The 14,512-nt window shown below is 62.4% G+C and carries 16 protein-coding genes, 6 tRNA genes and 1 riboswitch; of the genes, 13 read left to right on the top strand and 9 right to left on the bottom strand.

Annotation, left to right across the window (positions count from 1 at the left end; genetic code table 11):
• Window positions 1–66: 66 nt before the first annotated feature.
• From CIK76_RS08305 to CIK76_RS08280, 6 genes are all read right to left on the bottom strand, one after another.
• Window positions 67–142: transfer RNA gene (locus CIK76_RS08305), tRNA-Gly, on the bottom strand.
• Between the two features lie 27 nt (window positions 143–169).
• Window positions 170–241: transfer RNA gene (locus CIK76_RS08300), tRNA-Val, on the bottom strand.
• 54 nt (window positions 242–295) lie between these two features.
• Window positions 296–368: transfer RNA gene (locus CIK76_RS08295), tRNA-Gly, on the bottom strand.
• Between the two features lie 34 nt (window positions 369–402).
• Window positions 403–474, bottom strand: a tRNA-Val gene (locus CIK76_RS08290).
• Window positions 475–497: 23 nt separating this feature from the next.
• Window positions 498–568 (bottom strand) — tRNA-Cys (locus CIK76_RS08285).
• A gap of 55 nt (window positions 569–623) precedes the next feature.
• A tRNA-Gly gene (locus CIK76_RS08280) sits at window positions 624–696 on the bottom strand.
• A gap of 194 nt (window positions 697–890) precedes the next feature.
• Here CIK76_RS08280 and CIK76_RS08275 point away from each other — a divergent pair.
• The 13 genes from CIK76_RS08275 (at window position 891) to hisF (ending at window position 12,072) form a co-directional block, all read left to right on the top strand.
• A complete protein-coding gene (locus CIK76_RS08275; protein WP_141393510.1) occupies window positions 891–1,736 on the top strand; it encodes a PD-(D/E)XK nuclease family protein in 846 nt (281 codons plus the stop codon).
• 90 nt (window positions 1,737–1,826) lie between these two features.
• Window positions 1,827–2,390 (top strand): peptide deformylase, encoded by a 564-nt coding sequence (gene def / locus CIK76_RS08270; protein ID WP_096285273.1) that lies wholly within the window; start codon window positions 1,827–1,829, stop codon window positions 2,388–2,390.
• 3 nt (window positions 2,391–2,393) lie between these two features.
• On the top strand, window positions 2,394–3,326 hold the full coding sequence (gene fmt, locus CIK76_RS08265; protein ID WP_096285271.1) for a methionyl-tRNA formyltransferase: 933 nt from the start codon (window positions 2,394–2,396) through the stop codon (window positions 3,324–3,326).
• A complete protein-coding gene (locus CIK76_RS08260; RefSeq protein WP_096285269.1) occupies window positions 3,323–4,837 on the top strand; it encodes a transcription antitermination factor NusB in 1,515 nt (504 codons plus the stop codon). The genes fmt and CIK76_RS08260 overlap by 4 nt, the downstream gene beginning before the upstream one ends.
• A 41-nt stretch (window positions 4,838–4,878) precedes the next feature.
• Entirely contained in the window at window positions 4,879–5,541 is a 663-nt protein-coding gene (rpe, locus tag CIK76_RS08255; protein ID WP_096285267.1) for a ribulose-phosphate 3-epimerase, read from the top strand.
• Window positions 5,542–5,573: 32 nt separating this feature from the next.
• A riboswitch (FMN riboswitch) is annotated at window positions 5,574–5,711 on the top strand.
• 113 nt (window positions 5,712–5,824) lie between these two features.
• Window positions 5,825–6,535, top strand: coding sequence for a nicotinamide riboside transporter PnuC (gene pnuC, locus CIK76_RS08250; protein WP_096285319.1), 711 nt, complete (start codon window positions 5,825–5,827; stop codon window positions 6,533–6,535).
• Entirely contained in the window at window positions 6,532–7,590 is a 1,059-nt protein-coding gene (gene ribD, locus CIK76_RS08245; protein WP_096285265.1) for a bifunctional diaminohydroxyphosphoribosylaminopyrimidine deaminase/5-amino-6-(5-phosphoribosylamino)uracil reductase RibD, read from the top strand. Before pnuC ends, ribD begins: the two co-directional genes overlap by 4 nt.
• 12 nt (window positions 7,591–7,602) lie before the next feature.
• Window positions 7,603–8,226 carry a riboflavin synthase gene (locus CIK76_RS08240; RefSeq protein ID WP_096285263.1) on the top strand — a complete coding sequence of 208 codons (624 nt, stop codon included), beginning with the start codon at window positions 7,603–7,605 and terminating at the stop codon, window positions 8,224–8,226.
• A complete protein-coding gene (gene ribB, locus CIK76_RS08235; RefSeq protein WP_096285261.1) occupies window positions 8,226–9,449 on the top strand; it encodes a 3,4-dihydroxy-2-butanone-4-phosphate synthase in 1,224 nt (407 codons plus the stop codon). The genes CIK76_RS08240 and ribB overlap by 1 nt, the downstream gene beginning before the upstream one ends.
• Before the next feature lie 30 nt (window positions 9,450–9,479).
• Window positions 9,480–9,956, top strand: a complete 477-nt coding sequence (gene ribH, locus CIK76_RS08230) for a 6,7-dimethyl-8-ribityllumazine synthase (RefSeq protein ID WP_096285259.1) — start codon at window positions 9,480–9,482, stop codon at window positions 9,954–9,956.
• Window positions 9,957–10,027: 71 nt separating this feature from the next.
• Window positions 10,028–10,291, top strand: coding sequence for a phosphoribosyl-ATP diphosphatase (locus tag CIK76_RS08225; RefSeq protein WP_096285317.1), 264 nt, complete (start codon window positions 10,028–10,030; stop codon window positions 10,289–10,291).
• A gap of 135 nt (window positions 10,292–10,426) precedes the next feature.
• Window positions 10,427–11,275, top strand: coding sequence for an ATP phosphoribosyltransferase (gene hisG, locus CIK76_RS08220; protein ID WP_096285257.1), 849 nt, complete (start codon window positions 10,427–10,429; stop codon window positions 11,273–11,275).
• 26 nt (window positions 11,276–11,301) lie between these two features.
• A complete protein-coding gene (gene hisF / locus CIK76_RS08215) occupies window positions 11,302–12,072 on the top strand; it encodes an imidazole glycerol phosphate synthase subunit HisF (protein WP_096285255.1) in 771 nt (256 codons plus the stop codon).
• A 77-nt stretch (window positions 12,073–12,149) separates the two neighbouring features.
• Here hisF and CIK76_RS19055 read toward each other — a convergent pair whose 3' ends face one another.
• From CIK76_RS19055 to CIK76_RS08205, 3 genes are all read right to left on the bottom strand, one after another.
• Entirely contained in the window at window positions 12,150–12,989 is an 840-nt protein-coding gene (locus CIK76_RS19055) for a hypothetical protein (RefSeq protein ID WP_141393509.1), read from the bottom strand.
• A 78-nt stretch (window positions 12,990–13,067) separates the two neighbouring features.
• Window positions 13,068–13,700, bottom strand: a complete 633-nt coding sequence (locus tag CIK76_RS08210; protein WP_141393508.1) for a DUF6318 family protein — start codon at window positions 13,698–13,700, stop codon at window positions 13,068–13,070.
• A 134-nt stretch (window positions 13,701–13,834) separates the two neighbouring features.
• Entirely contained in the window at window positions 13,835–14,476 is a 642-nt protein-coding gene (locus CIK76_RS08205; RefSeq protein WP_096285315.1) for a TIGR03085 family metal-binding protein, read from the bottom strand.
• Window positions 14,477–14,512 lie beyond the last annotated feature (36 nt).

Genomic DNA, 14,512 nt, shown 5'->3' with positions numbered 1-14,512 from the left:
CGATGACCCGATACAAAACAAAGTTAAACAAAAATGGGAATCACTTGGAGTGATTCCCATTTTTTATGGAGCGGTCAACGAGGTTCGAACTCGCGACCTCAACCTTGGCAAGGTTGCGCTCTACCAGCTGAGCTATGACCGCATGAATACCGGTAAAACCGTTATTCAGTGCGCGATACTGGGATCGAACCAGTGACCTCTTCCGTGTCAGGGAAGCGCGCTACCGCTGCGCCAATCGCGCCGAAGGATTCCGAAGAATCTCGACAGAAAACAAAGTGAAACTCTGATTTCTCAGAGCGGACAACGAGGTTCGAACTCGCGACCTCAACCTTGGCAAGGTTGCGCTCTACCAGCTGAGCTATGTCCGCATATTTGAGTTTTGGTCCGAAAACCAGAACTCCGTGCGCGATACTGGGATCGAACCAGTGACCTCTTCCGTGTCAGGGAAGCGCGCTACCGCTGCGCCAATCGCGCAAAAAGATTTTTACCTCTTTGCGAGGTGGGGACGGGATTCGAACCCGCGTAAACGGCTTTGCAGGCCGCTGCCTCGCCTCTCGGCCACCCCACCATACTCGGCCGAAGCCGAGGTGACTAATTTTACTTAGTCGATGAATCTTTCTGCGAGCGGACAACGAGGTTCGAACTCGCGACCTCAACCTTGGCAAGGTTGCGCTCTACCAGCTGAGCTATGTCCGCAAAAAGTGCTTGTTTTCGCGCCGTTTCCGTTCGCTCCAACGAGTAAAAACTCTATACGAGTTTCCGCAAGCTGCCAAATCGAGAGCGTGAGATCTGGTTCACAAGCCCGGAAACCCGCGGAACTACGCGGAAAATTAGTTATTCTCGTGCGGACTAGGAGCAAAGCGTCCGCCGCCCGTGCCATGATCGTGTGCATGACGTCACCAAAACTTGCGATTCAAACCGATCTAGGACGAATGTACAGCCGTCAGGTGGGAGCAGAAGCCACAGTCCCGTCGATCACCACGGTGATCGGCATGGACAAAATGGATCTTTCTGGTTGGGCCGGATATATGGCCGCCAAGTCCCTCTCTGAAGATCAGCGTTTGTCCGATGCGTTGTCGCAACCGGGCAAGATGCGTTCCCTGGTGCGCGACTCCGCGGCCGCCGCAGAGCGCTATCGCGATGCCGCCGCCGACCGTGGGGACCGCGTGCATAACTACGCCGAACATTTTGCGTTGCGCGCGCTGGGCAAGTCCGATGAGCTAGCTGCTGCGCGCTCGGCCCTCGAGACCAACGACGAGCTGGGCTTCGCGGCGCATTTCGAAAAATGGTGGGAGCAATACCAGGTGGAACCGCTGGCAACCGAGGTGACCGTCTGGAACGAAAGCGTAGGTTATGCCGGAACCATCGACCTGGTCGCCCGCATCGGTGGCAAGGTGTGCCTGCTGGATTACAAAACGAAGGGCACCGATCGCCAGGGGTTGGTGAAAACCCCAGACGACAAAGTCATCATGCAACTCGCTGCCGCGGCCAAAGCCGAAGAGCACGTGGTGGATGCCGAGGCGGGCAGCTGGGAGCCTTGGCCCTACGGCACCGATTCGATGCTTCTCGCGGTGGCCCTCGGACAGGGCGGTACCCGGACTTTCATGGCGCCACCGGCCGCCTTGCCCGATTATTGGTCCAAGTTCTATGCGCTGCGCCGCAATTGGGAGGCGCAGTTCAAAATCTCCAAGGCACGAGCCGCGCTGGTCGAGATCACCCCGCCACCTCATGCCTAGAAGCCCGGCGCACCGTAGACTGGTGTGGTTAGTGTCGGTCCGCCCGAGACTGAACGATAGTTGACCAACCGAGAGGGAGCCACACGTACCATGGCGATTTTGGGAATTCGGATCATCGGCGATCCCGTTCTACGCACACCAGCGCAGGAGGTGACCGAGTTTGGACCGGAAATCCAAAAGCTGGTCGACGACATGGATCAGACCATGGAAAACGTTGACGGTGCAGGCCTAGCCGCGCCTCAGGTCGGGGTCTCGCTGCGCGTGTTCACCTACCAAATCGGCAAGCAGCGCGGACATATCATCAATCCGGTGCTCGAACTGAGCGAGGACTTCCAGCCCGACGAAATCGAAGGGTGCCTCTCGATCCCGGGTATTTCCGCTCCGGTGCCGCGCCGCCGCCAGGTGGTTGCCACCGGCTTGGACAAGTTCGGAAAACCGGTCCGCATCGCCGGCGAAGGGATGCTGGCGCGCTGCGTACAGCATGAGACCGATCACCTCGACGGCATCCTCTTCCTGGACCGCTTGGCCCCCGAAGAGAAGAAAGCTGCCTGGCGCACCTTGCGCGCCGGCAACTACGAACAGACCGCCACCGCCACCGTGGCGCAACGCGCAGGATTCCTCGGATCCAGCTTCGGCGCCGGAATGGGGAACTAACCCATGCGCATCCTCTTCGCCGGCACCCCGCAGGTTGCCGTCACCTCGCTGGACCACCTGCACGCGGCCGGTTTCGACATCGCCGCCGTGCTGACCCGCCCCGACGCCCCGCTGGGGCGCAAACGCGTGCTCACCGCCTCGCCGGTCGCCGCCCGCGCCGAGCAGCTGGGCCTGCCCACGATCAAATCGAATAAGATCGACGCCGAGGTCACCGGGCAGCTGGCGGAGCTCAACCTGGACGCCGCAGCCATCGTCGCCTTCGGCGGGCTGGTTCCGGCCGCCGCGCTGAACGTGCCCAAACACGGTTGGATCAATCTGCACTTCTCGCTGCTGCCCGATTGGCGCGGTGCCGCCCCGGTGCAGCACTCGATCATCCATGGCGATGACATCACCGGCGCGGTGACCTTCCAGCTGGAAACCGGGCTGGATACCGGACCGGTCTTCGGGCAGGTCACCGAGCGGATCGGCGAGCTGGACACCGCCGGGATCATGCTCGATCGGCTCAGCGAATCCGGTTCCACCTTGCTGGTGCAGACCCTGCAGGCCCTTGACGCGGGCCAGGGACTGGCGATACCGCAAAGCGGCTCGCACACCTACGCACCGAAAATCACCGACGTCGACGCGCAGCTGGACTTCACCCGCACGGCCACCGAAATCCGGCGCCGCGCCCATGGCACCAGTCCCTTTCCGGGCGCCTGGGCCATCGCGGATCAGGCACGCTACAAATTCGGCCCGCTGCGGGAGCGGCGCGAGATGACCGAGCTGGCACCCGGCGAGGTGCACATCGAACCGGGCAAGCACCCGGTGGTCTACGTGGGCACCAGCACCTGGGCGCTGGAACTTTCAACTATCCAGCCTCCAGGCAAAAAAATGATGAACGCCTCCGACTGGGCTCGCGGCGTATTGACCCAGGGAACGAAAGTGAGCTTCGCATGAGCGGGCACGAACCAATAAACGAACCACGACGCAACGAGGCCGGACGCACCCGCAACCGCGGCCAGGGCGACCGCCCGCGCCAGTACAGCCAGTCCGCCCCCGGCCAGCGCAAGCGCGCGGCCGATCCGGCCCGGCTGGTGGCCTTCAAGGTATTGCGCGAGGTCTCCGCCAAGGACGCCTATGCCAACCTGGTCCTGCCCAAGATGATCCGCGAGCACCAGCTGGAAAAGCGCGATGCGGGTTTCGCCACCGAATTGGCCTACGGCGCGCTGCGCTCCCAGGGCTTCTACGACGCAATCCTCGCCACCCTGGTGGACCGCCCGCTGGCCGAGCTGGACCCGGCGATCCTCGACGCCCTGCGCCTGGGCGCCCACCAGCTGCTGGCCATGCGCGTGCCCAAGCATGCTGCGCTCGATGAGACCGTGTCGCTGGCCCGCGCACAGATCGGCGCCGGGCCCTCCGGGCTGATCAACGCGGTGCTGCGCAAGGTGAGCGTGAAAGAACCCGAAGAGTGGATCGCGCTGCTGACCGCCGCAGCGGGCAGCGAGTCCGAAAAGCTGTCGATCGAGCATTCCCACCCGGACTGGATCGTCCGCGCCCTGCGCGGCGCGCTCATCGCCCACGGCCGGGATGCCGCCGAGCTGCCCGAGCTGCTCCAGGCGGATAACCTGGCTCCGGTGGTCAACCTGGTCGCGCTGCCCGGGCTGGGCACCCTGGAGGCCGCCCTCGAAGCCGGCGCCGAGCCGGGCACCGTGGTCGAGGACTCGGCCACCTACAAGCACGGGGACGTGGCCCGCGTGCCCGGAGTGCGCGAAGGAACCGTGCGCGTGCAGGACGCCGGAAGCCAGCTGGTGGCCCGCGCACTGGCCGCGGTGCAGCTCCCGGTGGCCGGCGAAGACAAGTACTGGCTGGATCTGTGCGCCGGCCCCGGCGGCAAGGCCGCGCTGCTCGGCGCGCTGGCGGTGCAGCGCGACGCGCGGCTGACGGCGAACGAACCCACCGAACACCGTGCACGGCTGGTCGAGCAGTCGATGTCCGCGGTTCCCGGGGACTACTGGATGGTCACCACCAAGGACGGCCGCGAGTTCGGCACCGCCGACTTCGCCGGAGACTACGACCGGATCATGGTCGATGCCCCCTGCTCCGGGCTCGGTGCGCTGCGCCGCCGCCCGGAATCGCGTTGGCGCAAACAGCCACGGGACATCCCGGAGCTGACCAGCCTGCAAGGCGAACTGCTTGCCGCCGCCTTCAACGCGGTCCGCGTCGGCGGGGTCATCGGATTTGTGACCTGCTCGCCGCATATGGCCGAAACCCGGCTGGTGGTCGAAGATTTCCTCAAGTCGAATCCCGCCGCCACGCTGCTGGACACCGGAGCCGCGGTGTCCGCCGTGGCCCTGGACGGCACTCCCGCCGCCGGGCACGAGCTGGCCGGCGGCAGCACCGCCCAGCTGTGGCCGCATATCCACGGCACCGACGCCATGTTCATGGCGATCATCACCAAAAGCGCGTAGCCCGCGCACCGAAATCCAGCGTCCCATCCCAAGGAGCACCGATGAGCAACCCGCGTATCAATCCGTCGATCTTGTCCGCTGACTTCGCGAACCTAGCCAGCGAACTGGCGCGCATCCACACCGCCGATGCGGTGCACGTGGACGTGATGGACAATCACTTCGTGCCGAATCTGACCCTCGGGCTGCCCGTGGTCGATGCGCTTGAAAAGGTCAGCGACCTGCCCATCGACGTGCACCTGATGATCGAGGACGCCGACCGCTGGGCTCCGGAATACGCCCAGCTGGGGGTGGACTCGGTCACCTTCCATGCGGAGGCCTCCGCGGCGCCGATCCGCTTGGCCCGCGAGCTGCGCGCCGCCGGTTCGAAGGCGGCGATGGCCCTGCGCCCGGCCACCCCCATCGAACCGTACCTGGATATGCTCGGCGAGCTGGACATGGTGCTGCTGATGACCGTGGAGCCGGGTTTCGGCGGGCAGAAGTTCCTCGATCTGGTGCTGCCCAAGATCAAGCGCACCCGTGCGGCCATCGCCGGAACCGGCAAGCCGATCGCGCTCCAGGTGGATGGGGGCATCTCGCGGGAGACGATTCTGCGCGCCGCCGAAGCCGGGGCCGATGTGTTTGTCGCCGGTTCGGCCGTCTACTCCGCGCCGGAACCGGCGGCAGAAATCGACGCATTAAGAAATCTTGCACGCATCGCCCATTAAAATATGCCAAACTAGTCACTAGTAAACACGAATACGTGCTCCGGGGTCGGTGTAAGTCCGAACCGGCGGTTATAGTCCGCGACCCGCAACCAAGGCCACAAGCCAAGGAAGCGGTTGAGCCGGTGAAATTCCGGTACCGACAGTTAAAGTCTGGATGGGAGAAGCACGGGTTTGATTTGCCATGGCCTAGCCAACCGTTCCGCTCGAGCGAGCCGAACGAACGCCTAGCCATAGGCCCATCAACTGCACACCCCCGGAGCCGCCGCTTCGAGAAGGGTGAATGATGGATATTCTGCGGTGGCTCATTGAAGCTTTTAATTCACAAATTGCGATCGGCTCCTCGGCACTTCTGGTGCGCGAGGTCGTGGGCAATATCTTTGGCCTGGCCAGCGCGCTAGGCGGCATGCGCCGCAAGGTCTGGGCCTGGCCAGTCGGCATTATCGGCAACCTGCTGCTCCTGACGGTCTTTTTGGGCAGCATCTTCGACACCGGCTACACCGCCAATCTGTGGGGCCAAGCCGGCCGCCAGATCATGTTCATCGCGGTCTCCTTCTACGGCTGGGTGCGCTGGAAGCAGGCCCGCGACGGGGTGGACGGCGGCCACGCGGTCACCCCGAAATGGGCTACCAGCAATGAACGCATTGGCATGATCGCCGTGCTCATCGTCGGCACCATCGCGGTGACCCCGCTGTTCAGGATGCTCGGATCCTACGATCCGGTATGGGCCGACGCATGGACCTTCGTCGGATCGCTGCTGGCCACCTATGGCATGGCCAAGGGCTGGGTCGAATTCTGGCTCATCTGGGTGGCTGTGGACGCGGTCGGCGTACCGCTGCTCTTCTCCGCCGGCTACTACGCCAGCGCCTTCATGTACCTGTTCTACGGCGGTTTCACCATCGTCGGCTTCTTCGTCTGGATGAGGGCGAAAAAGGATGAAAAACCGCAGATCGAAACCGAAATGCTGGACCCTACGATCAAAGGAAGGCAACCATGATCGGCCAAGGAGAACTGGACCAGGCGCTGCGCACCGCACTGGAAGCAGCACAACGCGGAGCCCGCGGAGCGAATCCGCTGGTCGGCGCGTGCGTGCTCGACGGGGCCGGACGCGTGATCGCCACCGGCTTCCACCTGGGCGCCGGCAACCCGCACGCGGAGATCGATGCGCTGCGCAGGCTGGGCCGCATGGACCGCAGCCAGGCGGCGGAGCTGACCATGGTGGTCACCCTGGAGCCCTGCAACCACCGCGGGCGCACCGGCCCCTGCGCGCAGGCCATCGCCAACGCCGGCATCGGACAGGTGCACTACGCGATGAGCGATGAAACCGCCACCGCCAGCGGGGGAGCGGACTACCTGCGCTCGCGCGGGGTCGCCGTCAGCCAAAGCGAGCAGCATCTGGTCGCCTGGGAATTGAATCACCGCTGGTTCCGCGCCAAGGCGCAGGGCCGCCCGTTCATCACCGTGAAAACCGCGCAGTCCCTGGACGGGCGGATCAACGCCCCCGACGGCAGCAGCCAGTGGATCACCGGCGACGCCTCGCGCAACCACGCCCATGGGCTGCGCTCCCGGGTGGACGCGATCGTCGTGGGCACGAATACCGTGATCGCCGACGACCCGCGGCTGACCGCGCGCACCGCCGCCGGGGGACTGCACGAGCACCAGCCCTACCGATTCGTGCTGGGCCACCGGGCGCTGCCCGAGGACCTGGCGCTGGCCTACGATGATCGTTGGGAGCAGCTGCGCACCCACGAGGTCCACGACCTGATCCACCGCGCCACCGAACTGGGCTTCAACCACCTGCTCATCGAGGGAGGTGCGGTCATCGCCTCGGCGTTCATCGAGGCCGACCTGGCCGATGAGATCTACTGCTACCAAGCACCGGTGATCATCGGTGCCGGCGGCACCTCGGTGAATATCGGCTCGGTGACCACCCTGTCCCAGGCCCGCCAGTTCAGGCTCGACGCCCACCAGCCCGACGCGCTCACCCGCCTCGGCGCGGATGTGCTGATGCATCTGGAACCGCTGCCCGAGCGCACACCCCACACACTTTAAAGGACCCAAAAAATGTTTACCGGAATCATCACCGGCACCGGCACGGTGCTGGGCATCGAAAACCACCCGAACGAAGACCTTGCCGTGCTCACCTTGAAGGCGCCCGGCCACACCGAGGCGCTGGGCCTGGGCGGCTCGCTGGCGGTCAACGGCGTCTGCCTGACCGCCACCGAACTGGAGGGCGAAACGCTGAGCGTGGACGTGATGGGCGAAACCCTGCGCCGCACCAGCACCGGTCAGCTGCGCGCCGGCTCGATCGTGAACCTGGAGCGCTGCACCCCGGCCGGCGGCCGGCTCGACGGCCACGTCGTGCAGGGCCACGTTGATACCGTCGGCACGGTGCTGGCCCGCGAAGACCACGGCCAGTGGACCACCTTCCGCATTGCGCTGCCCGATGAATACGCCCCGCTCACCGCGGAAAAGGGCTCCATCGCGCTGGACGGCATCTCGCTGACCATCACCGCCGTCTCCGCGGCATCCGCCACCGGAGCCCATTGGGTGGAGGTCGGCATCATCCCGATCACGCTGGAGGAAACGACCATGGGTTCCCGCCAGGTCGGCGACGCCATCAATATCGAGGTGGACGTGCTCGCAAAATACGTGGCCCGGCTGAACGCATTTGGAGGCGGCAAGTAATGGCCCGCAAGGAACTGGACTCGATCCCCACCGCGCTGGCCGCCCTGGCCGCGGGCAAGGCCGTGGTGGTGGTGGACGATGAAGACCGCGAAAACGAGGGCGACATCATCTTCGCCGCGCAATTCGCCACCCCCGAGCTGATGGGGTTCACCATCCGCTACACCTCCGGGGTCATCTGCGTGCCGCTGGAAGCGCAGCGCGCCGACGAGCTGGGCCTGGCCCCGATGGTCGGCATCAACCAGGATTCCAAAGGCACCGCATTCACCGTCTCCTGCGACGCGGTCAGCGGAATCAGCACCGGAATTTCCGCCGCGGACCGGGCCGTCACCTCCCGGCTGCTGGCGGATCCCGCCGCCGAGGCCGCTCAGCTCAGCCGCCCGGGGCATATCTTCCCGCTGCGCGCCGCTGCCGGAGGCGTGCTGGAACGCCGCGGCCACACCGAAGCCGCGGTGGACCTCTGCCGCGGTGCTGATCTGGAACCGGTGGGCGTGATCGGCGAGATCGTCAACGACGACGGCTCGATGATGCGCCTCGATGCCCTGCGTGACTTCGCCGCAACCCACGAGCTGCCGCTGGTCAGCATCGACGATCTGGCTCGCTGGCGCCGCGTCAACGACGAAATCTCGCTGACCGAAGCCGTCTCGCTGCCTACCCCCTTTGGCACCTTCAGCGCCCGGGCCGCCAGCGTGGAGGGCCACGAGCACATCGTGCTCAGCCACCCGGCCCCCACGCTGGAGGGGGCCACTAATCTGGTGCGCATCCACTCCGAATGCCTCACCGGCGACGTCTTCGGGTCCTACCGTTGCGATTGCGGCGAACAGCTGCATGCGGCGCTGGAGCAGATCGCCGCCGAGGGCGGGCACCTGGTGTACGTGCGCGGCCACGAGGGCCGCGGCATCGGCCTGTTCAACAAGCTGCGCACCTACGCGCTGCAGGAAACCGGCGTGGACACCCTCGACGCGAACCTCCACCTGGGCTTCCCCGCCGACGCGCGCGAGTACTTCGCGGTCGCCGCGATCCTGAAGCACCTGGGGATCGATGAGATCCGCCTGCTGAGCAACAACCCGGACAAGCAGGCCAAGCTCGCCCAGGCCGGGGTGGCGGTGACCGAATTGGTGCCCAGCCGGATCGCACCACGCAGCGAAAACGAAAGCTACCTGCGCACCAAGCAGGCCCGGTTCGGCCATGACCTGCAACTGCCGAACACCAAAACCAGCTTCTAGAACAGCAACGCAAACCTTAAGGAATATCACATGAGCAAGCATGGAGCCCCGACAAATGTCGCCGACGAGCTCAAGGCGCTGAACTTGTCGGGACTGAAAGTCGCGATCGTTGCCGCCAGCTGGCACGAGGTCATCATGAACGGCCTCATCGACGGCGCGCAGCGAGCCGCGCGCGACGCGGGGATCGAGAATCCGAGCCTGATCCGCGTGCCCGGCACCTTCGAACTCCCGGTGGCCGCAAGCGCGCTGGCTAAGTCCTACGATGCGATCATCGCCCTCGGCGTGGTGATTCGCGGCGGGACCCCGCACTTCGACTATGTCTGCCTGGCCGCCACGAACGGGCTGACCGACGTTTCGGTGAACACCGGTGTACCGGTCGGATTCGGCGTGCTCACCTGCGACGACGAGCAGCAGGCGCTGGACCGCGCAGGCCTGGAAGGTTCCAGCGAGGATAAGGGCTACGAAGCCTTCTCGGCCGCTGTGATGACCGTCGCAGCGCTACGCTAATGGCCGCTTCGGACGTCACAATAGGCATGGAAAATTCGGGCACCAGCCGGAAAAACGTTAGTCTTGTAGACGTGAAAACTTTTGACGAGCTCTTCAGCGAACTGTCGCTCAAGGCCCAAACCCGCCCGGAAGGCTCTCGTACCATCACCGAACTTGATTCCGGTGTCCACGGCATCGGCAAGAAAGTTGTCGAGGAGGCCGCCGAAGTTTGGATGGCCGCCGAGTACGAAAGTGACGAGGAAACAGCCGAGGAGATCTCCCAGCTGCTCTACCACTTGCAGGTTTTGATGATTGCCAAGGGTCTGTCCTTGGCCGACGTTTACAAGCATCTATAGCCGTCGCGCTGCTGCGACCGGGTCATCGCACCCGGTCGCAGGCACCGCTCGGCGGCAGTAACAACGGCCAATTAAATCCTTGGCGCTTGTTTTTGGCTTATCGCCCGGCGCCACACTCATGAAACGAGTAAATAAATGCTTCGCGTAGCCCTGCCCAACAAAGGCGCCCTCTCCGAAATAGCCTCCACCATGTTCAAGGAAGCCGGCTATCTCCAGCGCCGCGACACCCGCGAACTGGTTCTGGTCGATGAAGAGAACAACGTTGAATTCTTCTACCTGCGTCCGCGCGATATCGCCGTCTATGTAGGCCGCGGCATCCTTGACGTCGGAATCACCGGTCGTGACCTGTACCTCGATGCAGATGTCGACGACGATGTCGAGGAGCAGCTATCCCTTGGCATCGGCAAGTCCGCCTTCCGCTTTGCTGCCCCGGTCGGAGCGTTCAACTCCGTCGAAGAGCTCAACGGCAAGCGCATCGCCACCAGCTATGACATTCTTCTGGACCACTACCTGAAGAAGCAGGGGATCGATGCGAGCGTCGTCCGCCTGGATGGTGCGGTTGAGTCCTCTGTGCGTCTCGGTGTGGCCGATGCGATCGCCGATGTGGTCGAAACCGGAAACACCATCAAGGCCGCCGGCATGGAAATCTTCGGCGATGTGCTGCTCCAGTCGGAAGCGGTGCTCATCGGACGAGTCGGCCACAAGCCGGCCGGTCTTGACTTGCTGATCCGCCGCTTGTCCGGCGTGCTGGTCGCCCGCCAGTACGTCATGCTCGACTATGACATTCGCCGCGTTCAGGTCGAAGAGGCCTGCGCGCTGACTCCCGGTCTGGAATCGCCGACCGTTTCCGACCTGGCGAACTCGGACTGGTGCGCCGTGCGCGCCATGGTGAAGAAGTCGCAAACCAACAACATCATGGATGAGCTGTACGACGTTGGCGCTCGCGCGATTCTGGTCAGCCAGATCCACGCCTGCCGCATCTAGTTACGCCACCCTAGGAGATTCAGCTCATGAGCGTAGCAATCCGTGTTATTCCATGCCTCGACGTCGATGCCGGACGCGTCGTCAAGGGCGTTAATTTCGAAGGCCTTCGCGATGCCGGGGACCCGGTGGAACTTGCCCGGCGTTACAACTTGGCCGGTGCCGATGAACTCACCTTCCTCGACGTGACCGCTTCCAGCTCGGACCGGGAGACGACCTTCGAGGTCGTTCGCCATACGGCCGAAGAGGTTTTCATCCCATTGACCGTTGGCGGCGGCGTGCGCGCGGCGGAGGATGTCGATCGCCTGCTGCGCAATGGCGCAGACAAGGCATCGATCAACACCGCGGCGGTGGCTCGGCCAGACGTGATCAACGAGATTACCGAACGCTTCGGTTCGCAGGTCTTGGTGCTTTCCCTGGACGCCCGTCGGACCAACGATCCGTCGATCGCCTCGGGCTATGAGGTCACCACCCATGGTGGCCGCACGGGCACCGGCATGTGCGCGGTTGCGTGGGCCAAGGATGCAGCCGAACGTGGCGTGGGCGAGATCCTGCTGAACTCGATCGATGCCGACGGCACCAAGGACGGGTTCGATCTGGAAATGATTCGCGCCGTCCGCGCGGCCGTGAAGGTTCCGCTGATCGCCTCCGGCGGTGCAGGAAAGCCGGAGGACTTCCCGCCGGCAATCGAAGCCGGAGCCGATGCGGTGTTGGCTGCTTCGATCTTCCACTTCGGACCCACCGATATGATCGCTAAGGTCAAGGAGAAGATCCGCGAAGCGGGCTATCCGGTACGCTAGGCATCAAACAACTAATGGGTCAGTTCATTTTGAACTGGCCCATTTTTGTGTCCGCAAGATCGCAGCCTCGGCAAATGCTAATCCGTAGCGATGAGTTGCTTCTTAGTTCGCCAGACATCAATTTCGATAGGGTCGCTTGGCACGGCGGCTTGTCCCGGGATTGCCTGCCACGGGCCGCCATCGACGCTGAATTCTCCGCGGAACAACGTGGTGAGCCCGACACCGTAGGTGCCCGTTTCTGTGTAGGAATGGCTTGTCGGTGTTTTATCTCGAAGGGTATGCTCCGGTGCTGGCTCGCCTGGGAAATCCAGGTTCCGGGTATTTCCATCACCATAATTCCAATTCCAGCCAACTGGGATAGCCCTTAGTTTCGTGGGAATGCCTCTAATGTCCGTGTTGAAATCTTGAGTATCACCTTCAGCCCACAGGTGTGTGTGGCCGTTTCGAAGCGAAAATTTATGGGGATCACTCTTCAGATTCGAACCACGAATGGGGAATTTTCTGAATTCTGAAGGTGTGATTACTAGTCGTTCAACTAGCTCCCCATCTCTGAGATCAATTGGTGTATTGTCTTCTGGACACAATTGATGTGTGATTTGTGTTTCTCCATCACGCGGTCCTCCGGTGAACCTTATTATGCGTGAATACGGTGACGTTCCGTCTTCGCAAAGTACGGAGTCCGGATTCTGATTGCAGCCTCGAAATCGTTCTAATCCGATAACGCAACCGTCGAGATATTCTACTTCATAACGTTGTTTTGGCTGTTGATTTATTAGGTCAGGCTGGTCTTGGTGATAAGGGTCGGTTTCGACATAATTTTTATCGCATTCCTCAACTAAGACTTCAATTTGGTTATTGTGAAATTGATTTAGATATGGACAAATTAGTGGTGACTCGGCAACATCAGCAATCGACATGCTCGAGTTAATGGACTGTGTACCTGTACAACCTAAGAACAACGCAAAAGCAGAGATCAATATATGGTGTTGCATGTCTTATTCCGAGAATTTCAAATCGAACATTTTCCACCCATCGTCCCAACGAAGAACTGTGATCCCCGTTATCGGTTCTTCTGAGGCAGTGCCACGCGCGACAAGCTCGCTGGGTGCTGAATAAATCTCTGTCTTCTCGGCTGTTGCTGAAAAAGACAGGATGGCTTCGGTACTGCTCGTTTTCTTGACGCTTTCAACATCTGCATCGTACTGACCGCCGACCTGCCAGTACTTGAGCTTTGCTCGACTACTAACTGGATCGATTAGGTTGTCGCCACAGACCTTGCAGCTACGCATCGTTATTTTGGTTATGTCGTCGACAGTATGAGTTTCGAGAGAATAATTAACTAAGTCGAAGTAGTACTTGACGAAGGCAATGGCGCCTTCTTCATTTTGCTTTTTGGCCAGCTCGGGCATCTGCGGCTTCGGAACATTTTTCGCGGGCCCTTTTGCGGTTGCCGGCTCGTATTCCGGCTTCGCCGGGGACGGGCTTGGCGTGGTGGTTTTCGATTCTTGCACCACCGGGCTAGATGACTCTGAGGGGTCCGGCGGGGAGGCGCCACCCGCGCAGGCCGTAACCGTCAATGCACAAGCCAAAACGACAGATTGTGCCACTGCAATTTTCCGAGTGTTCATGTGAACTCTCCGAGCATGTCGAGGATCGCGTTTGAGCGATATCCTAGACCCCTCGCGCAGTTATTGGGAGAGCATGCGTGAAATGTGTGGATAACTCGAGGCCGTCAGGCCGAGCCAGGAATTAGTGACGAGCGCTAGATCGAGGGATGGTAGCCGCGGATAATCTGCAGCGCGCTTTGACCGGCCTCGAAGGTCACCAGGGATTCATCGGTGCGTCCGGAGGCGTACATCATCAGCTCGGTGACCGGGCCGTTGATGGATACGGCGTTGGGAGCCTTCTTCGCTACGTGGCGTTGCCCATCCGGACGGCACAGGATGATGCCCACGGGCGCCTTGCGGAAGAACAAGCGCGAGGTCTTGATGAGCGATTGCCACAGCAGCTCCGTGTACTCCTTGTCCAGTACCCGGGGAGCCCACTGGGTGCGCGCACGGCGCACGTCTTCGGTGTGGATGAAGAATTCGTTGAGGTTCAGCGCCTTGTCCAGCTTTTCGAAGGAAAAGGGGGAGTAGCCCTTGGGCCCGGCACGGAAACGGCGCACCAGGGCCGCATACCGTTCGGGGGTTTGCGCGTCCTCGGCGAGTTCTTGCAGGCGCACATCGAGTTTCGTGGCGAGCGGCTTCAGCACGACGCCGGCGCTGAGCAGAGAATTTTCGCGGAGGACTAAGTGCGCGGCGAGGTGGCGGGTCTGCCAACCGGCGCACAGAGTGTCGGCGCTGGGGCCCGCTGCTAGCAGGGTCTCGGCCAACGCCAATCTGGAAGCTTGTACTAGGTGCATCACCTCTGAAACTAGCACGGGTCGGCGATTGATGGG

The organism is Glutamicibacter sp. BW80 (genome assembly GCF_002332385.1).
Classification (GTDB): Bacteria; Actinomycetota; Actinomycetes; order Actinomycetales; family Micrococcaceae; genus Glutamicibacter.
Note: the sequence above shows the minus strand (reverse complement) of the source record. Positions and strands in the feature narration are given on the sequence as shown.